The organism is Streptomyces sp. NPDC093109 (assembly GCF_040701725.1).
Taxonomy (GTDB): domain Bacteria; phylum Actinomycetota; class Actinomycetes; order Streptomycetales; family Streptomycetaceae; genus Streptomyces.
Genome location: NZ_JBFBEZ010000076.1, coordinates 1 through 19,677 on the forward strand (window position 1 = coordinate 1; position 19,677 = coordinate 19,677).

Consider the following 19,677-nt stretch of genomic DNA (forward strand, 5'->3'; position numbering starts at 1 on the left):
CACCCCCCAGGTCATCCGTACGACAGGGGGCACACAGCCATACCGGACCCGGGGGCCAGGCGCCCCATTTCGGGGCCACAGAAAAGGTAACGGGGCGCCTCACGGGGCCGGTGCGTTCTGTGTGGGCCAAGCATGATCGGGACAGTGAAGGATGGCTGCCGCTGTGGCGGCACATGGCGGACAGTGCCGCGGTGGCCGGGCTGTTGTGGGATCAGTGGGTGCCCGCGAACGTACGGGCTCTCGTGGCGGAGGCGTTGCCCGGCGGCGCGGAGGACGCCCGGTTGCTGGTTGTGTGGCTGGCCTCGGTCCACGACGCGGGGAAGGCGACGCCGGCGTTCGCGTGTCAGGTCGATCAACTCGCCGACCGGATGCGGGCGCAAGGCCTCGAGATGAGGACCCGGCGTCAGTTCGGAGCCGATCGCGCAATGGCTCCGCACGGTCTGGCGGGGCAGGTGCTGCTGGGCGAGTGGCTGGAGGAGCGGCATGGCTGGTCGGCCAAGCAGTGCGGGCAGTTCGCCGTAGTGGTGGGCGGCCACCACGGGGTGCCGCCGGAGCACGGCCAGCTCAACGATCTTTACGACCGGCCACAGTTGCTCCGTACGCCCGGGGCCGGCGAAAAGCTGTGGCGGCGTGTGCAGGGGGAGTTGCTCGACGCGTGTGCCGAGGAGTACGGGGTACGGGAGCGCCTCGGCGTCTGGCGGCGGGCGGTGGTTCTTCCGCAGCACGTCCAGGTTCTGCTGACCGCGGTGGTCATTGTCGCCGACTGGATCGCCAGTAATCCGGATCTGTTCCCGTACTTCCCGCAGGAGACCCGTAGCGGTGACGAACGGGTCGCCGCCGCCTGGCGTGGGCTGCGGCTGCCCGCTCCGTGGCTGGCGGAGAAGCCCGTGGGGGACGCGGACGAGCTGTTCGCGTCGCGTTTCGATCTGCCGTCGGGCGCGAAGGTCCGGCCGGTACAGGAAGCCGCCGTCCGGTTGGCGCGGCAGATGCCTGTACCAGGGCTGATGATCATCGAGGCGCCGATGGGGGAGGGTAAGACGGAGGCCGCGCTCGCCGTCGCCGAGATCTTCGCGGCTTCCTCGGGCGCGGGCGGGGTGTTCTTCGCTCTGCCCACAATGGCCACCGGAAACGCGATGTTCCCTCGTCTGCGGGACTGGATCAAGCGGCTCCCCGCCAAGGAGGGGACGAGTCTCTCCGTACTGCTCGCGCACTCCAAGGCTGCCCTCAACAAGGACTTCGCCGACTTGATGCGCGCAGGACGGCAGACCATCGCCGCCGTCGACGCGGACGCGGAGACACGCGAGTGGCGGCCCTCGGACGCGAGACGGTCCGCGCCGGCGGAACTGGTCGCCCACGCCTGGCTGCGCGGGCGCAAGAAGGCCATGCTGTCGTCGTTCGTCGCGGGGACGGTGGACCAGCTGCTGTTCGCCGGGCTCAAAAGCCGCCACCTGGTCCTGCGCCACCTCGCGGTCGCCGGAAAGGTCGTGGTGATCGACGAGGCGCACGCCTACGACACGTACATGAGCGTCTATCTGGACCGTGTGCTGTCGTGGCTCGGCGCCTACCGTGTGCCCGTCGTGGTGCTGTCCGCGACGCTGCCCTCGGCCCGGCGCAGGCAGCTCGCCGAGGCATACGCGGGGGTGGACACCGGCGCGGCGGTCGACACGGACGCGGGGACGGACGCAGGGACGGACGCCGGCACCGGTGATTTCGACGCGCTGTCCCGCGCCACCGGATACCCGCTGCTGACCGCCGTCACACCGGGGTGCGCCCCGGTCGTAGAAAACCCCGCGGCCTCCGCCCGGGGCGGTGACGTCCATCTGGAGCGGTTCGACGACGACCCGGACGCGCTCGCCGGTCGGCTGGCCGCCGAGCTGGACGGCGGAGGCTGCGCGCTGGTCGTACGGAACACGGTCCGGCGGGTGTTGGAGACCGCGCGGGTGCTGCGGGAACGCTTCGGCGCGGAGGCCGTGACCGTCGCGCATTCGTGCTTCGTCGATGTGGACCGGGCGGCGAAGGACGCCGATCTCCTCGACCGGTTCGGGCCGCCGGCCAAGTCGGGTGACCGACGTCCGGCCGGTCCACACATCGTCGTCGCGAGCCAGGTCGCCGAGCAGTCCCTCGACGTCGACTTCGACCTGCTCGTCAGCGACTTGTGCCCGGTGGACCTGCTGCTCCAGCGGATGGGACGCCTGCACCGCCACCAGCGCGGCGAGGGGCAGGCGGACCGCACGGAGCGGCTGCGTACGGCGCGGTGCCTGGTGACGGGGGTCGACTGGAGCGGGGCCGGGGAGGTGCCGGCGCCGGTACGCGGGTCGGTCGCCGTCTACGGGGCGTACGCGCTGCTGCGTTCCGTCGCTGTACTTCTGCCGCACCTGGACGGTCCGTCGCGTCGGCCCGTGAACCTGCCCGCGGACATCAACCCCCTGGTCCAGGCGGCGTACGCGGACGGCCCGGCGGGGCCCGAGAAGGGCTCCGAGGCGTGGGCCGAGGTGATGAGCGCCGCGCTGGAGCGTCACGAGAAGCACCGTGCGGAGCAGGAGGCACGCGCGGAGGTGTTCCGGCTGGGGGAGGTGGGCCGTCCCGGCCGTCCACTCCTCGGCTGGATCGCGGCGGGCGCGGGAGACGCGGACGATACCCGGGCAGGCCGGGCCCAGGTGCGCGACAGCAAGGAGAGCCTGGAGGCGGTCGTCGTGCAGCGCCGTGCGGACGGTTCGCTGGCCACGCTGCCCTGGCTGTCCGACGGCCAAGGCGGGCTGGAGCTGCCCCAGGACCGTACTCCGTCCCCGGCCGCGGCGCGGGCCGCCGCAGGCTGCGGCCTGCGGCTGCCCATCCAGTTCTCGTACGCGGAGGTCATGGACCGCGCTATCGCCGAGCTGGAGGAACTCTACGTACCCGCCTGGCAGGCGAAGGAGAGCCACTGGCTCGCCGGCCAGCTGATTCTGGCGCTCGACATGGATTGTCAGACCCGTCTGGCAGGCTTTCAACTGACATACAGCCAGACCGACGGGCTTGAGGTGAGAAGTGACTGAATCCGACGAACCGCGCGCGGGAGACTGCGCGTTATCGTTCGACCTGACCAGACGCCCTTGGATCCCCGTACTGGACGAGCACGGAGTTCAGGACGAGCTGTCACTACGGGACGTCTTCGCCCGCGCGGGCACGCTGCGTTGTCTCGTGGGCGACCTGCCCACTCAGGAGTTCGCCCTCCTGCGCCTGCTTCTCGCGGTGGCGCACGACGGTCTGAACGGGCCTCGCGATACCGACCACTGGGCACGTCTGTGGGCCGACGAGGACTGCTTCGCACCGCTCGACGCCTATCTGGACGATTACGCGCACCGGTTCGACCTGCTGCACCCGCGAGAGCCGTTCTTCCAGGTGGCCGGGTTACGTACCGGACGCGACGAAGTCTTCTCCCTCAACCGGATCGTCGCCGACGTTCCCAATGGCGACCCGTTCTTCAGCGCCCGGATGCCGGCCGTCGACAGGCTGGGGTTCGCCGAGGCCGCCCGCTGGGTCGTGCACGCGCACGCGTACGACACCTCCGGCATCAAGACCGGGATGCACGAGGACGCGCGGGTCAAGGGCGGCAAGGTGTACCCGCTCGGGGTCGGCTGGGCCGGCAGCCTCGGCGGGGTCTTCGCCGAGGGCAGGACACTACGTCAGACCCTGCTGCTGAACCTGGCCGCCGCCGACACCGACGGAGTGCGGTCGTCCGGCGGGGACCTCCCGGCCTGGCGACGCGACCCGTGCGGCCCCGGCGAGACGGGACGGAAGCGCCCCACGGGCGTACGCGATCTGTACACCTGGCAGTCCCGTCGGCTGCGCCTGCACTTCGATACGGACGGGGTCCACGGCGTCGTCCTGGGGTACGGCGATCCGCTCGCCGCGCACAACATGCACACCGACGAGCCGATGACCGCCTGGCGCAGAAGCCCGGCCCAGGAGAAGAAGCGCGGCGAGCCGCTCGTCTACCTGCCGCGCGAGCACGACCCCGCCCGCTCGGCATGGCGGGGCCTCGAATCCCTGGTCGTGGGACGGGCCGAGGCATCGCAAGGCGGCGAGCCCGCCAAGTCGCTGCGGCCGGGCATCCTCGAATGGATTGCCCGCCTGGTGACGGAAGGCGAACTGCCCCGCGGCTTCCTGATTCAGACGCGCGTGGTCGGCGCGGTCTACGGGACCCAGCAGTCGGTGATCGACGAGATCGTGGACGACCGGCTGGCCATGTCGGTGGTCCTGCTGCACCAACAGGACCGTGCGTACGCCCGGCAGGCCATCGACGCGGTCGGAGACGCGGAACGGGCGGTCACCGCTCTGGGCGATCTCGCCACGGACCTCGCCCGTGCGACCGGCAGCGACGGCGAAGGGCCCCGCGCGACCGCCCGCGACCTCGGTTTCGCCGCCCTCGACGGCCCGTACCGCACCTGGCTTCGCGAACTCGCCACCCTCGACGATCCCACTGCGCACCGAACGCGCTGGCAGCGGGACACCTACCGCCACCTGCGGCGCCTCGGCGACCAGCTGCTCCACGCGGCGGGTGAGACCGCGTGGGAAGGCCGGGTGGTCGAGGTGAAGAAGGGGTACGAGTGGCTCAACTCGGCGCTCGCCGACAGGTGGTTCCGTTTCCGGCTCCGTAAGGCCCTCGGCGACCCCTTCGCGGACACGACCCGGCCACCCCATCCACCCGGCAGCTCCGACCAGTTGTCGGACACCGAACCCGCGCCGGGCCCCGACTCCTCCCCGAAGGTGCCCGCATGACCACCGTCACCACGACCGCCACCGCCGCCACAACCACCTTCACCGCAGCGAGCACCGTGACCGTGCTCACCACAGCGCAGCGCGTCAGCACGCTCACCGCCGACCTCATCGTGCCGCTGCAACAGGGCTATCTGGCCGACCGGTCCTCCGCGGTGTCGACGCTGGCCCGGCTGCGCCGCGGCGCGGGCAAGGAGTTCTCCCAGGTGCCCGATCTGTGGGGGCTGACCGACACCGGCCTCCTCCACGATTGGCCCGCCGGCGGGTGGGTGCCGGGCGAGGAGGAGCTGATCCGCGCCGAGGACGCCGTACATGTCGCGCTGACGCTGTGGGCGCTGCACCAGCAGTCGCGAGGCACCGGCATGCACCGGTCCGACTCCCGCGCGTCGCCGCACGGGCTCGGTTCCGCCGTGCGGCGACTGATGCCTCCCGGCGACATCGATCAGCCCGTCCGCAAGCGCTTCGTCCGTGCCGGCACCGCACCTGATCTGCCCGCTCTGGCACAGCGGTTGAGGGACATTGTGGTGCTGCTGCGGGGCTCGGACATCCCTCTGGATTACGCGCTGCTGGCCGAACAGCTCTACCGCTGGCAGGAGCCCGGGGGCCGCGATGCCGTACGCCGGGCCTGGGGACGCTCGTTTCACTCCTACCGGCCTCCCCAGGATCCGAAGGCCGGCGACAAGGGCGCCGCTGCCGATTCCAACGACTCCACCGAACTCGCCGATCTCACGGACAAGGACGCCTCGTGAACCGCATCTTCCTCGACGTACACGCGCTGCAGACCGTGCCGCCCAGCAACCTCAACCGCGACGACACGGGTGCCCCGAAGTCAGCCGTCTACGGGGGAGTGCCCCGGGCCCGCGTGTCCAGCCAGGCATGGAAGCGCGCCACGCGCACCTACTTCGGTAACGAGCAGATCCTCGACCCGAGCGAGCTGGGCGTACGGACGAAGAAGGTCGCCGAGGTGCTCGCCGCACGCATCACCGGACTTGATCCCGCACTCCAGGGTGCGGAAGCGCTGCGTATCGCGGCCGAGGTGATCCAGGGTGCCACCGGTTCCAAGATGGAGGTGCCCAAGCGGAAGGCCGACGCCGCCAAGTCCGACGCCGCCAAGTCCAACGCCGCCAAGTCCATCACCGCCAAGTCCATCACCGCCAATTCCGACGCGGCCAAGTCGGACACGGCCGCAGACGGTACGGACGAGCCGGCGCCGGAGTCCAAGTACCTGATGTTCCTCAGCGCCCGGCAGCTCGACGGCCTTGCCGCGCTGGCCGTCGAGGGCGCCACCGACATCAAGACCTTCCTCAAGGACAAGGAGAACAAGGCGAGGGCCCGGGAGATCGCCGATACCCGGCACTCCGTCGACATCGCCCTGTTCGGCCGCATGGTCGCCGACTCCGCCGACTTCAACGTCGATGCCGCCGTACAGGTCGCCCACGCCATCAGCGTGCACCGCGTCGACAACGAATCCGACTACTACACCGCCGTGGACGACGAGAACACCGACGCGGAGACGGGCGCCGGAATGATCGGCACCATCGACTTCAACTCCGCCACCCTCTACCGGTACGCGGCGCTCAGCGTCCACCAGCTCGCCAAGAACCTGGGCGAGGGACTGCGCGAGAACGAGCCGCGCACCGCGCCGGTACAGCGCGCGGTCGAGGCGTTCGTACGCAGCTTCCTCGAATCCCTGCCCACCGGCAAGATCAACACGTTCGGGCACCACACGCTCCCCGACGCCGTGGTCGTCAAACTGCGCACCACACGCCCGATCAGCTACGTCGCCGCGTTCGAGGACCCGGTCACCGGCGAGAGCGGCCACCTCCGCGAAGCCGTCTCGCGCCTCGCGGAGTACGTCCCGGAGGTGGAACGCGCCTACGGGGACGAAGAATCCACCCTCTCGTGGGTGCTGCGCGTCGGCCCGAACACCGAGAAGCTCACCGGCCTCGGCACCGAGACAGAGCGCCTGCGCGACCTCGTCCAGCTGGTCGGCCAGGCCGTCGCCGAGCGCCTGGACAAGCCCGCATGACCGTACTGCTGCTCCGGCTGGCCGGCCCCCTGCAAGCATGGGGGGCCTCGGCCCGCTTCGTCCGCCGTACCACCGAGTCCGCGCCCACCAAGAGCGGCGTCATCGGCCTGCTCGCCGCTGCGCAGGGACTCGACCGCGCCGCCGACACGGGCCTCGCCCGGCTCGCCGCCCTGCGCTTCGGTGTCCGCATCGACCAACCCGGCACCCGCGTACGGGACTTCCAGACCGCCCACCACGCCGTCACCGGCAAATCCATGCCGCTCTCCGAGCGCTTCTACCTCGCCGACGCAGTCTTCACCGCCGCGCTCGAAGGCGACCCGGTACTTCTGAGCGACCTTGACGAAGCCCTGCGCCGTCCCGCCCACCCGCTCTTCCTCGGCCGCCGCTCCTGCCCGCCTGCTGTCCCCGTCGAACTCGGCATCCGTGACACCGTCCTCCAGCAAGCGCTGGAGGACGAACCCTGGCAGGCCGCCGACTGGTACCAACGGCTCCGCCGCCGTGATCGGACGGTGCCGCTGAGCGTCCTGCGGGAGCCCGACCCCGGCGCAGAGGAACCCCGCGGAGACTTCCAGCGCGACCAGCCCCTCAGCTTCGCCGCCGAGCACCGGCGGCACGCCCTGCGCCCCGTGATCAGCACGACCGTCGAGGTCGCCAACCCGCGCGCCGTGCCCGCGCGCCGGCCCGCCACGGTCGGCCCGGGAGGCTCCGTACCGAGGCACGAACCGTTCGACGCCCTGGAGGAGGAATCCCTCTGATGTATCTGACCCGCTTCCGCGCCAACACCGCGCGGCCCGGCGCGCGCCGGCTGCTCTCCTCGCCGCAGTCGCTGCACGCGGCCGTCATGGCGTCCTTCCCGGGCCTTCTGCCCACCGACACTGCTGGCGATGGGCCCAGGGTGCTGTGGCGCCTCGACCACAACGCCCGCGCCGAGGTCTTCCTCTACGTGGTGAGCCCCGACCGGCCCGACCTCACCCACCTTGTCGAGCAGGCAGGCTGGCCGGCCGCGGCCCTGGATCCGGACACACCCGGCTGGCAGAGCCGCCCCTACGGCCCCTTCCTCGACCGCTTGGCCGAAGGCGGACGCTGGGAGTTCCGGCTCACCGCCAACCCGGTGCACTACATCCGCCGCAAGGACGGCGAACCGACCAAACGCACCGCCCACCTCACACCAGTCCACCAGAAGGGCTGGCTCCTCGATCCCGAGCGGCAGGAACGTGCCGGATTCCGCGTCGTAGAGAAGCCGGAGGACAAGCGGCTTCTGCCCGGCGGCACCACCCACAAGAACCATGTGCACCACGGAGACCGCTACGAACTCACCGTCCGCGACGAACGCGCCCTGTCCTTCGCCAAATCTCCCGAGGACAGGTCACAGGCGCGCAGGGTGAAGGTCGTGACGGTCACCTTCGACGGCCGCCTCGAAGTCACCGACCCCGAGGCCCTGCGCCGCACCCTCACCCAGGGCCTCGGCAAGGCCAAGGCGTACGGCTGCGGCCTCATGACCCTCGTACCCCTGGCAACGACCCCCGCGCACGGAGAAATCCCCCGGTGACGACGGTGGGCAAACGCGTTGCCCTCACCCCGCGCCACCTCACCCGCACCGGCGAACGCGTCTCCTTCATCTACCTGGAACGCTGCACCATCCACCGCGACTCCAACGCCATCACCGCCGAGGACGCCGACGGCACCACGCACATCCCGTCCGCCACCATCGGCACCCTCCTGCTCGGCCCCGGCACCCGCATCACCCACCAGGCGATGAGCGTCCTCGGCGAAACCGGCGCCGCCGTCGCCTGGGTCGGCGAACACGGTGTGCGTTACTACGCGGGCGGCCGGGCGTTGAGCCGCTCAGCCGCCCTCGTCGAAGCCCAGGCCACCCAGTGGTCCAACATGCGCAGCCGCCTCTCCGTCGCCCGCGCCATGTACCGACTGCGCTTCCCCGACGAGGACCCGGCCGGCCTCACCCGCCACCAACTCCTCGGCCGGGAAGGCGACCGCGTCAAGGAGTGCTATCGCGCCCAGGCGGCCCGCACCGGCGTCCGCTGGAACGGCAGGAAATACACCCCCGGCGACTTCAGCAGCGGCGACGCCGTCAACCAGGGCATCACCGCCGCCGCCCAGTGCATGTACGGCATCGCCCACGCCGTCGTCACCTCCCTCGGATGCAGCCCCGGCCTCGGCTTCGTCCACTCCGGGCACGAACTCTCCTTCGTCCTTGACATCGCCGACCTCTACAAGACGGAAATCGGCATCCCACTCGCCTTCGACATCGCGGCCGAGGACAAGGAGGACGTCGGCCCCCGCACCCGCCGCGGCCTGCGCGACCGCATCAACGAGACCGGCCTCCTGGACCGCTGCGTCAACGACATCAAGCACCTGCTGCTGCCGGACCACCAGCACACGGCCGACGACCCGGCCGGCGAACAGGACCGCGTCACCCTCCAGAGCGACCAGGGCCACCGGGTGGCAGCCGGGGTCAACTACGGCACCGGTGACTACGGCACCGGCGACGCGGACGAAGCGGTCATCTGGTGACCGTCATCGTCCTCACCAACTGCCCACCCGGCCTACGCGGCTTCCTCACCCGCTGGCTCCTCGAAATCTCCGCAGGCGTCTTCATCGGCAACCCCTCGGCCCGCATCCGCGACGTCCTCTGGAACGAGGTCCAGCAGTACGCCGGCCAAGGCCGAGCCCTACTCGCCCACACCACCAACAACGAACAGGGCTTCACCTTCCGCACCCACGACCACGCCTGGCACCCGGCCGACCACGAGGGCCTGACCCTGATCCGCCGCCCGAACACCAAGTCCCTGCCGAGCCCGACCACTCAGAAGCCCGGCTGGAGCAACGCGTCGAAGCGCCGCCGATTCGGCAGAGGCTGAAAGAGCTTCGATGTCGCTTTCAATCCTAATGTCGGAATCGGTGAAACTGCTCGGAAACGGCTCGTGCCGCCGATAAACCAGCAGGTCACGGAGTCTGCTCCCCGCCCGCGCGGGGATGGTCCCACCGGAATCCCTCAGCGCACCGCGTGATAAGGCTGCTCCCCGCCCGCGCGGGGATGGTCCCGTTGACCGGCTGGTGATTCGGCAGGTGCAACCCTGCTCCCCGCCCGCGCGGGGATGGTCCCTTGAGCGGCTCGTTCGAGCTGGACAGGATCACCTGCTCCCCGCCCGCGCGGGGATGGTCCCTCGGGTCCGATGGTGGGGCGTACGGGAAGGGCGGGGACTGGTCTGCTCCCCGCCCGCGCGGGGATGGTCCCCTCCGGCTGATCGCTTCCATGAAGCGTCCAGACTGCTCCCCGCCCGCGCGGGGATGGTCCTACCGCCGGCTCAACCGCTCCCAGCGGCGCCGTCTGCTCCCCGCCCGCGCGGGGATGGTCCCGGGACTGGTCAGTGGCGGGGGTGGACGACTTCCTGCTCCCCGCCCGCGCGGGGATGGTCCCGGCCGCCCTGTGGAAAACGGCGGGGCGCTGACCTGCTCCCCGCCCGCGCGGGGATGGTCCCGGTCGCCGCCTTGCTGGACCGGGCCTCCACCTCTGCTCCCCGCCCGCGCGGGGATGGTCCCCAACAAGTACAGGGGGCTCCCCAGCGAGAAACCTGCTCCCCGCCCGCGCGGGGATGGTCCCCAACAAGTACAGGGGGCTCCCCAGCGAGAAACCTGCTCCCCGCCCGCGCGGGGATGGTCCCGCCACGACCAGCACGGCAACCTCGGCGGACGCCTGCTCCCCGCCCGCGCGGGGATGGTGTCGGCAGGCCGTTCCCCGGGTACGCGGGGCAGCGCTGCTCCCCGCCCGCGCGGGGATGGTCCCTTCTTCAGGTCGTTGGTAACCGACTTGAGGGACTGCTCCCCGCCCGCGCGGGGATGGTCCCGCCCCGGATGGCCCGCCCCGATCGGCAAAAAGCTGCTCCCCGCCCGCGCGGGGATGGTCCCTGCCGTCACGACATCTCGATCTACCTCCCCGGCTGCTCCCCGCCCGCGCGGGGATGGTCCCGTCCGTGCGTAGGCAACGACTTGTGAACGTGTCTGCTCCCCGCCCGCGCGGGGGATGGTCCTTGGCTCGGCTCTGCGATGCCAAGTCCGCCGACCTGCTGCCCCGCGCGCCGGAATGTTCCGTTGCGATCTGGTCAGGCCGTCGTCCAGTAGGTACGAGGCAGGGATCGTCCCCGGTATTCGAAGGGCGGTTGTCGAACGAGATATGGCCCCAGGCTTGCAGCCCGGGGCCATATCAGTGATGGTCATTTTTTTTGCCCCGCAGTATACCGAAGGCTTGCGAGGGTTACATTCGAATCTGTTTGGATAATCTGACGAGCATGAAGGTGGCCGTCAGTGCCACTGCTCCGCGGATGCTCGAATCGACTATGGAGCCCGAATTGGCCCCTGCCATGAGCGTGACATGGAGCAGGAATGCCCACCACTTTGGTCCGTCGCCATCGCTGGCGTCAACGATTCTTGATATGATGACTCCTGGTTGGGATCGGGAGTCGGGCGTTGCTCTCCATGTGGTAGCACACATGTTGCGCCCGGCTCCTTTTCTGTTCGAGCTAATTTTCCATCGCTGCGCTACGAGGAATCTTGCTTGCCTCGTCCCTTCGACTGTACAAGGGGGTGGTGAGGCCGCGCAATTCCTCCAAGTTAGTAGTATTTTTCTTGGACAGACTTATTGCGAGCGATTCCATCGGTGCGCTGAAGTGATGACGTTCCTCTTGGTTGCGCAAGACCCTGTGCGTAATGATCATCCCCGCGTAGGCGTGGGGAGCAAAGCGACGATCCCATCATGCGCTGAAGTAATGACGGGGTCATCCCTCCGTTAGGGGGGAGGTTGTGGTGAGTCTACATAGATATCCTTACCTGTCAGGTTCCGCGAAAGTCGGGTATTTTCGATTTTGATAAAATTTGATCACCCTCTCGGGGTGGGTGTCATAGGTTGGTGGCCTGTGCGTAGATGTCCTGGCTTGAGGTGACGCCTGCGGAGACTCCGCCCCGACTGTCCGCGCGGAGCCTCCGCGTGTTGGAACGTGAATCCGCTGCGGGCGGGTTCGGGACTCCCCATCAAGCCGGCGCGATCGGCCACTTCTCTGCCGATTCATCCAACAGGGCTGGATTCGGGACGCGTTCAGGACGCAAGGACAGGAACGGACAGGTAAGAGCTGACTGGTATCGTCGCAGCGCACCGTCTTTGACCTGCTGAAACGTCACGGATCGGCGGAGATCGGCGAGGGCCGCCAAGATCCTTGAAGGACTCATAATCCGTCGGTCGTGGGTTCGAGTCCCACCCGCCCCACGTTGAGTGGTGAAGGAAAAACGTTCTGACCAGCGCCTTGGCTGGTCGGAGGCGAGCGCGTCAGGGTCTTGGTGGCCCTTTGGGATCATAGTTTCATGATCCTGAGGACAAATTGAGGACGATGGTCACGCGGCGGGGCACAATCCCTCGTCCGGCCCATCTTCGGCCGCGTCGGGCACCTGTTCGGTGTCCTGGTCCTTGCTCTTCGGCTTGTTGGAGCGCGGCGCGACCGCGCTCGTCGACTCTGCCTCTGCGTCATGAGCTGAGGCAGGACGCTGGTGTACGTGTCCGATGTGATCTGGCGGGAGCTGTGTCCAAGCCGCTCTTGGGCCACCTTTATGTCGGCGTTGCTGAGGAGCGCCGGCGTCGAGTCCGGGAGTCGAGGGTGACGGTGCGGACGCAGTGAGATCCCGTTGCCGCGCTCCGTCTGGTCTGGCCCCCGGAGCAGACGGCCAGTTCCTCGACTTCATCGGTGATGACCGACTGTGCGGCATGTGGCACGGATTCATCTTGCGTGGCCCTCGGCGCGGCGAGATGTGCGCCCTGCCCGGCCGGAGGTCAGCCTGTCCGGCTCCTGGTTCCGGATATCCGCACAGATTGTCGAGATCGCCTACCGACAGTAAGACGAGGCTCCGAAGCAGGACAGCGGCCCTCCGCAGGCGCCCGTTCTTCGCGTCGGGCGGTCGGGGGGTCAGGTGCGTGTGACGTTGCTGATGGCGGTGCGCAGATCGCCCTCTCCGGGGCGCAGTGGGGGGAGGGGGGTTGCGTTGGCGGGGCTGAGCGAGTCGAAGAGCAGCGCGATGAAGCGGGCGCGCAGCGAGGGTGCGGTGCCAGGGAGTGCGAGGCCGGCGACGGCCATGACGAGGAAGCGGGGAATGTCATCCGCGGTGAGGTCGGGGCGGATCTCGCCTTGTTGCTGCGCGCGCAGCAGGAGGGGGTGGAGTGAGGTGCTGAAGCGTTGCAGGGCATCCACGGCGACGTCGGCGAAGTTGCTGGCGAAGGTGACCAGGCCCCGTTCCTGAGTGATCAGGTCGAGCAGATGTGTGGCGATGTCCTGGAGGGACTGGCGCGGGTGGGGGGCATCGGCGGCGCGGTCGACGAGGGGGAGCAGGTCGGTTTCGAGGATGTCGTCGAGGACGGCCCGGACGATGGCTTCTCGGTTGGGGAAGTGACGGTAGAGGGTGGCGATGCCCACGCCGGCCTGGGCCGCGATCTGTTCAAGGGAGCCTTCGCCCGTACCGAGGACGGTCCGTCCGGCGGCGGTGATGCGCTCCACGCTGGCGCGTGCGTCCACTCTGCGCAGTGGGGTGCGGTCTTTCGCGGTTGCCATCCGTGTCCTCTCTGGCTCTGGGGTGAAGGCTATCCGCCCCTCGGGGGATAGTTCACTATCGGTTTGATAGTACCCTCTCATTTCAGTTGTGGCGGGCCCGTGAGGGCGCCCGGAGATGGGAGAGAGCTATGTCCGTTCTGCTGTACCGGCTGGGGAGGTTCGCCTATGGCAGACCTTGGTACGTCATCGGTGGCTGGCTGGCCGTGGTGGTGGCGATCGTGGGGCTCCTCGCGGTCAACCCCGTCAAGCTCAGTAACGAGGTGCGTATTGACGGCACCCCGTCCCAGGAGGTCATCGACGATCTGGCCACGTCCCTGCCGGAGGCATCCGGGGGGCAGGGCATGCTGGTCTTCAAGGCCCCGGACGGTGCCCGGATCGACGGCGGCAGCGTTCGAACGGCCCTGCTGGCGGCGGTGGATGCCGTCTACCGTCACGACCACGTCATCGACACCCGGAAGGTCCTCGCCGAGGAAGCGGCCAAGGGGGAGAGCAGTCCGCTGTGGCAGGCCCAGGCAGCGGTGGCTCAGGCCGCCGGCCGGCCGTCCTCCGGCAAGACGCCCGTCCCGCTGCAGGTGGATGGTCAGCCGGTGCCGGGAGTCACCGTGTCCGCCGATGGCTCGACGGCGCTGATGCAGTTCCAGTTCGACGAGCAGACCTACGAGCTTCCCTCCGGGACCATCGACAGCACCATCGAGGCCGCCGAGCAGCAGGCCGCACGCGGCGGCCTTGAGGTCCTGCCGTCGGCGGCGATGCTGGAGATCCCCGAGATTATCGGTGTCGGGGAGATTGTCGGCGTTGCCGTCGCGGCCGTCGTCCTGCTGGTCACGTTGGGGTCGGTGGTGTCAGCGGGCCTGCCCCTGGTCATCGCGCTGGTCGGCATCACGGTGGGAGTAGGCGGTGCTTTCACCCTCTCCAGTGTCTTCGAGATCCACTCGCTCGCCGCGGTACTGGCCCTCATGCTGGGGATGGCCGTCGGTATCGACTACGCCCTGTTCATCGTCAGCCGGGAACGTCGGCTGATCATTGACGACGGCCTGGACGCGCACGAGGCCACCGGCCGCGCCATCGGCACCGCCGGAAGTGCGGTCTTCTTCGCCGGCAGCACCGTCATCATCGCCCTGGCGGGACTCCTGGTCGTCCGGATCACCCTGCTCAGCACGATGGCCATCGTCGCCGCTGCCACGATCGCGATTGCCGTCCTGCTCGCCCTGACCCTGTTGCCGGCGCTGCTTGGCCTGGTCAAGGAACGCATCTGCCCCGCCGGGACCCGGAACAGGGCGCAGCGGCAGAAAGACGCCGCCACGCATGCTCGGGCAACCCGTTGGGGAGCCCGCCTGGCCCGTCACAAATACGCCGCTCTCACGGCCGCCGTCCTGGTTCCCGCGATCCTGGCGGTACCTGCCCTCGGTATGAAGATGGGCCTGCCCTCCGGGGCCAGCTACAACACCGACACCGCACAGCGCCAGAGCTATGAGCTGGTCAGCGACGCCTACGGGCCCGGCTACAACGGCCCGCTCATGATCGCCGTCAGTCCCACCACAGACGGACAGCCCCTCACCCCCGCGACCCTCGCCGCGGTCACCTCCGACCTGAAGGACATCAAGGGCGCGGCCTCGGTCTCGCTGGCCGGAATGAACAGCACCGGCACCACAGCCATCCTCAGCCTCGTTCCCGGCAGCGGCCCCAACGACGAGGCCACCAAGGACCTCGTCACCGCCGTACGGGACAAGAGCCCGCAGATCAGCGACGCCCACGGAGCCACCATAGGCATCACCGGCTTCACCGCCCTGGCGATCGACGTCTCCGACCGGCTCGCCGACGTCCTGCCCCTCTACGTGGCAACCGTGCTCGGACTCTCCCTGATCATCCTGCTCCTGGTCTTCCGCTCCCTCATGGTCCCGGTGATCGCGACCCTCGGCTTCCTGCTGAGCATCGCCGCCACCTTCGGCCTCACCACGGCCGTCTTCCAGTGGGGCTGGCTGCAGGACCTGATCGGACTCGACGCCACCGCCCCCGTCGTGAGCCTGCTGCCCATCATCATCACCGGCGTCCTCTACGGACTCGCCATGGACTACCAGATGTTCCTGGTCACCTCGATGCGCGAAGCGCACGTCCACGGCGCCACCGCACTGGATGCCACCGTCACCGGTTTCGCCCGCGCCGGCTCCGTCGTCGTCGCAGCGGCCACCATCATGGTCTCCGTCTTCGCCGGATTCATCTTCAACGCCCAGCCCATGATCAAACAGGCCGGCTTCGCGCTGGCCGCAGGCGTCCTCATCGACGCCTTCGTCATCCGTATGACACTCATCCCGGCCACCATGGCGCTCGCACAGGAGAAAGCCTGGTGGATCCCCGCCTGGCTGGACCGCCTCCTCCCCGACCTCGACGTCGAAGGAGACAGACTCGCGCAGAAAATCCCGCTGCCCCACCCCTCGACGCCCCAGCCACACGCCACAGCGCAGATGGCCGACACGATAAGGGCATCCGCCGGCTGACCCTCGAAAACGACGCCCCGCCCGCGCCGTCCTGAATCCGACACCGCCCCCCGGAGGCGTCTGGCGTGCGAAGGGACGCTGGGCGTGGCGTCCAGCCAGCTGACGATGATCAACTGTTCATCAAGCCGTGCGGGCCGGCGGCATCCCGGCTCCCGCCCTTGTCGCGTCGGTGCCCCAGCTGGCCAGCAGTCGTAGTGCCTCCGCCGACGGGGAACCGGGTTCGGCGTGGTACGTCACCAGCATCCGTTCGTGGGCGTCGGCCTGGTGGAACGACTCGAGGCGGAGGTCGAGTCCGCCTACGAGCGGGTGGTGCAGGCGCTGGATGCCGTGGCACTTCTCCTTGACGTCGTGGGTGGCCCACAGCCGCCGGAACTCCTCGCTCTTCACGGAGAGTTCGCCCACCAGAGCGGACAGCCGGGGGTCGTCCGGATGGGAGCCGGCGTCCATGCGCAGCTGAGAGACGACGTCGTTCGCTTTGTGCTCCCAGTCCACGAACAGGTCGCGGTACTCGGGCTTCAGGAACACGAGCCACGCCCAGTTCCGCTCGTGCGCCGGCAGCTCGGCCCAGTCGCCGAAGACCGCCGCGGCCATCCGGTTCCAGGCGAGGATGTCCGAGCGCCGCCCCACGAGGATCGCCGGGACGCCGTCCATGGTGTCCAGCAGCGTCCGCAGGGGGCCCCGCACCTGCTGGGTGCGGACGGCCGGCTTCCTCTTCTGTTTCGGCTTCGCCAGGTGCGTGAGGTGGGCGTGCTCGGCGTCGCTGAGCCGCAGCGCGCGGGCGATGGCGTCGAGGACCTCCGCCGACACGTGCCGCCCGTTGCCCTGCTCCAGCCGCGTGTAATACGCCACCGACACTCCGGCCAGCTGTGCCAGCTCCTCGCGGCGCAGCCCCGGCACCCGCCGGTACCGTCCGAAGTCCGGCAGGCCCACGTCCTCCGGCTTCAGCCGGGCCCGCCGGGTGCGCAGGAACTCGCTGAGCTCGGCACGCGGGTCCAGCGCGCCGGCGGCGGGCTTGTGCACCGGTTCGGGGTATTCGTCCATGCCTTCGAGTATCCACGGTCGGACGCACACCTGCCTGACCCAGCCAGTGGTAGGCATCGCGGGCATACGTAAAGCCGTGACCTGGGTGAATACCGGCCCGGCCGGGACGCTGGAGACATGCCCGGCTGGAAGGCAGCCGGGGCGTGGCCTGCATCAGGAACGGAGCACATCCCATGACGGCAACACAGGGGACCGAGGCGAGGACGCACCAGACGGAAACGGCCGCGGAGGTGGTCGGCCGCGTTCGTGCGACGTTCAACACCGGCGTCACGCGCGGACTGGACTGGCGCGTCAGCCAGCTGCGGCGGCTGCGGGCACTGCTGGTCGAGAACGAGCGGGAGCTGCTCGAAGCGCTCTGGGCGGACCTGAGGAAGAACGCCGCCGAGGCCAAGATGCAGGAGATCGACTTCACTGTCGCCGACATCGACGAGACGCTGGCGAATCTGGAGAGCTGGCTTCGGCCTCGCCCGGTGGAGGTTCCCGCCCACTTCGGTCCCACGACCACGGCCTACACCACGTACGACCCGCTCGGGGTCGTCCTGGTGATCGCTCCGTGGAATTTCCCGCTGCACCTTCTCATCGACCCCATCATCGGCGCGCTGGCCGCCGGGAACACCGTGGTGGCCAAGCCGAGCGAGATGTCGGTGCACACCTCGGCGGTCGCTTCACGGCTCCTGCGTGAGTACTTCGACCCGGACGTGCTCACCGTGGTCGAGGGGGGCGCCGAGGAGACCACGGCCCTCCTGGCGCAGCGTTTCGACCACATCTTCTACACCGGCAATGGCACCGTCGGCCGGATCGTCATGGCCGCGGCGGCCAAGAACCTCACCCCGGTCACGCTCGAACTCGGGGGCAAGTCACCGGTCTTCGTGGCGCCCGACGCCGACGTGGACGAGACCGCGAAGCGGCTGGTCGGCGCCAAGTTCGGCAACGCGGGGCAGCAGTGCGTAGCCCCCGACTACGTTCTGGCCGATCCTGCCACCGCCGCCGCACTGGTTCCCGCCCTGCGTGCGGCGGTGGAAGCCCAGTTCGGCACCGCCCCGCAGACCTCGGCCGGCTTCGGCCGGATCATCAACGAGCGGCACTTCGACCGGCTCACCCGTCTGCTGGATTCCGGCCGGGCGGCGGTGGGAGGCCGGCACGACCGTGACGACCTGTTCATCGCACCGACCGTGCTCACCGATGTCGACCCCGCATCGCCGGTCATGCGGGAGGAGATCTTCGGCCCGATCCTCCCCGTCGTCGAAGTCGCAGACCTCGATGCCGCCATCGCCTTCATCAACGAACGCGACAAGCCCCTCGCGCTCTACGCGTTCACCACGTCCGAGGCCACCACGTCGCGCCTCGTGAACGAGACGTCCTCCGGAGGCGTCGCCTGGGGCCAGCCGGTGATACAGCTGCTCATGACCGGCCTGCCTTTCGGTGGCGTCGGCGAAAGCGGCATGGGCCGGTACCACGGCCGGTACTCCCTCGAGACGTTCAGCCACCTCAAGGCCGTCGCGGACGTCCCGCTCAGCTAGGGCCTGTGTGGGGCAGTAGCCTCGCGCCTTCGTGAAGCAGGCTGTCCGATGGCGGGGAGCGAACGCCCCTACTCCGGTGGGCAGTTGCGCTTGATTGGCGTCGACACCGACACCGACACCGACACCGACGGCATACGGCTCTCACCGCGTTCGCCGCCAACCCCAGGCCTGCCCGAGGAGCGCATCCGTGCCCCCCCGCCGGGGCAGCGTGGCCCCCTGCGTCGCAGACCTACATCCCGTTCCCCTCCGTATCGCAGAAAGAAACCCATGACTGTCAACACTTCAGAAGCCTCGCCCGTTCCTTCGCTTTTCTCCCCCGTTGCCCTCGGGAAGATCGAGCTTGCCAACCGCATCGTCATGGCACCGCTGACCCGGGTCCGGGCCGGTTCCTCCGGCATCCCCGGGGACCTCATGGTCGAGTACTACCGGCAGCGGGCGAGCGTCGGAATGATCATCGCCGAGGGCACCTACCCCGATCACGCGTCGCAGGGTTATGTCGGTGAGCCGGGCATCGCCACCGACGAGCAGGCGGCCGGCTGGCGGCGGGTGTTCGAAGCGGTGCACGCCGAGGGCGGCCGCATCGTCCTGCAGATCATGCACGCCGGCCGCGGCACCCACCCCGACATCAACGGCGGCCGCCGCATCCTCGCCCCCAGCGCGATCGCCATCGACAACAAGACGTTCACCGAGAAGGGCGAGCAGCCCTACCCCGTACCGGAAGCGATGACCAGCGCGGAGACCCGGGCAGCCCTGGAGGACTACGTCACCGCGGCACGCCGGGCCATCGAGGCGGGAGCGGACGGCGTGGAAATCCACGGCGCCAACGGCTACCTGCTCCACCAGTTCCTCTCCCCGGCAGCCAACCGGCGCACCGATGGATACGGCGGCTCGCCGAACAACCGCGCCCGCTTCGTCGTCGACGTCGTCACAGCGGTCGCCCAGGCCGTCGGTGCCGAGCGGGTCGGGCTGCGGATCTCGCCGGAGGGCGACCTCGGGGACGTCCTCGAGACCGACCGCGACGACGTCCTGGCCACCTACGGCACCCTGCTCGACCAACTGCGCCCGCTGGGCCTGGCCTACCTCTCCGTACTGCACACCGAGCCGGGCGGCGACCTGGTACAGGAACTGCGGCGACGCTTCGACGGCAAGCTGCTCGTCAACAACGGCCCCCTCGGGGGACAGACCACCCGCGAGCAGGCACTCCAGCAGATCGAGGCCGACCACGCCGA

13 protein-coding genes and 1 CRISPR repeat array are annotated in these 19,677 nt (G+C 69.3%); of the genes, 11 read left to right on the forward strand and 2 right to left on the reverse strand.

What is annotated here, in order from left to right; all coding sequences use genetic code 11:
- The first annotated feature begins 173 nt into the window (after window positions 1-173).
- Genes cas3 through cas2e form a run of 8 tightly spaced genes read left to right on the forward strand, consistent with a single transcriptional unit; the run spans window position 174 to window position 9,663 of the window.
- On the forward strand, window positions 174-3,032 hold the full coding sequence (gene cas3, locus AB0389_RS36875) for a CRISPR-associated helicase Cas3' (protein WP_366399954.1): 2,859 nt from the start codon (window positions 174-176) through the stop codon (window positions 3,030-3,032).
- Complete coding sequence (gene casA, locus AB0389_RS36880; protein ID WP_366399955.1) at window positions 3,025-4,758, forward strand: type I-E CRISPR-associated protein Cse1/CasA; 1,734 nt, start codon at window positions 3,025-3,027, stop codon at window positions 4,756-4,758. Before cas3 ends, casA begins: the two co-directional genes overlap by 8 nt.
- Window positions 4,755-5,504, forward strand: a complete 750-nt coding sequence (gene casB / locus AB0389_RS36885; RefSeq protein ID WP_366399956.1) for a type I-E CRISPR-associated protein Cse2/CasB — start codon at window positions 4,755-4,757, stop codon at window positions 5,502-5,504. Before casA ends, casB begins: the two co-directional genes overlap by 4 nt.
- Complete coding sequence (cas7e, locus tag AB0389_RS36890) at window positions 5,501-6,784, forward strand: type I-E CRISPR-associated protein Cas7/Cse4/CasC (protein ID WP_366399957.1); 1,284 nt, start codon at window positions 5,501-5,503, stop codon at window positions 6,782-6,784. Before casB ends, cas7e begins: the two co-directional genes overlap by 4 nt.
- On the forward strand, window positions 6,781-7,539 hold the full coding sequence (cas5e, locus tag AB0389_RS36895; RefSeq protein WP_366399958.1) for a type I-E CRISPR-associated protein Cas5/CasD: 759 nt from the start codon (window positions 6,781-6,783) through the stop codon (window positions 7,537-7,539). The genes cas7e and cas5e overlap by 4 nt, the downstream gene beginning before the upstream one ends.
- Window positions 7,539-8,333: a type I-E CRISPR-associated protein Cas6/Cse3/CasE gene (gene cas6e, locus AB0389_RS36900; RefSeq protein WP_366399959.1), complete on the forward strand. Its 795-nt coding sequence runs from the start codon at window positions 7,539-7,541 to the stop codon at window positions 8,331-8,333. The genes cas5e and cas6e overlap by 1 nt, the downstream gene beginning before the upstream one ends.
- A complete protein-coding gene (gene cas1e, locus AB0389_RS36905) occupies window positions 8,330-9,316 on the forward strand; it encodes a type I-E CRISPR-associated endonuclease Cas1e (RefSeq protein WP_366399960.1) in 987 nt (328 codons plus the stop codon). The genes cas6e and cas1e overlap by 4 nt, the downstream gene beginning before the upstream one ends.
- Window positions 9,313-9,663 carry a type I-E CRISPR-associated endoribonuclease Cas2e gene (gene cas2e, locus AB0389_RS36910; RefSeq protein ID WP_366399961.1) on the forward strand — a complete coding sequence of 117 codons (351 nt, stop codon included), beginning with the start codon at window positions 9,313-9,315 and terminating at the stop codon, window positions 9,661-9,663. The genes cas1e and cas2e overlap by 4 nt, the downstream gene beginning before the upstream one ends.
- 94 nt (window positions 9,664-9,757) lie before the next feature.
- Window positions 9,758-10,833: a CRISPR direct-repeat array (repeat unit 28 nt; unit sequence CTGCTCCCCGCCCGCGCGGGGATGGTCC).
- A gap of 1,920 nt (window positions 10,834-12,753) precedes the next feature.
- Here cas2e and AB0389_RS36915 read toward each other — a convergent pair.
- Complete coding sequence (locus AB0389_RS36915) at window positions 12,754-13,392, reverse strand: TetR/AcrR family transcriptional regulator (protein WP_366399962.1); 639 nt, start codon at window positions 13,390-13,392, stop codon at window positions 12,754-12,756.
- A gap of 128 nt (window positions 13,393-13,520) precedes the next feature.
- Here AB0389_RS36915 and AB0389_RS36920 point away from each other — a divergent pair, with 128 nt between their 5' ends.
- Window positions 13,521-15,887, forward strand: coding sequence for an MMPL family transporter (locus AB0389_RS36920; protein ID WP_366399963.1), 2,367 nt, complete (start codon window positions 13,521-13,523; stop codon window positions 15,885-15,887).
- A 120-nt stretch (window positions 15,888-16,007) separates the two neighbouring features.
- Here AB0389_RS36920 and AB0389_RS36925 read toward each other — a convergent pair whose 3' ends face one another.
- The gene (locus AB0389_RS36925) at window positions 16,008-16,928 is read right to left on the reverse strand and encodes a helix-turn-helix transcriptional regulator (protein WP_366399964.1); all 921 of its coding nucleotides are present in this window, start codon (window positions 16,926-16,928) and stop codon (window positions 16,008-16,010) included.
- 173 nt (window positions 16,929-17,101) lie between these two features.
- Between AB0389_RS36925 and AB0389_RS36930 the strand changes: the two genes are divergently transcribed.
- Window positions 17,102-18,448: an aldehyde dehydrogenase family protein gene (locus AB0389_RS36930; RefSeq protein WP_366399965.1), complete on the forward strand. Its 1,347-nt coding sequence runs from the start codon at window positions 17,102-17,104 to the stop codon at window positions 18,446-18,448.
- A gap of 267 nt (window positions 18,449-18,715) precedes the next feature.
- The coding region (locus AB0389_RS36935; protein WP_366399966.1) for an alkene reductase at window positions 18,716-19,677 on the forward strand (962 nt) is incomplete at its 3' end.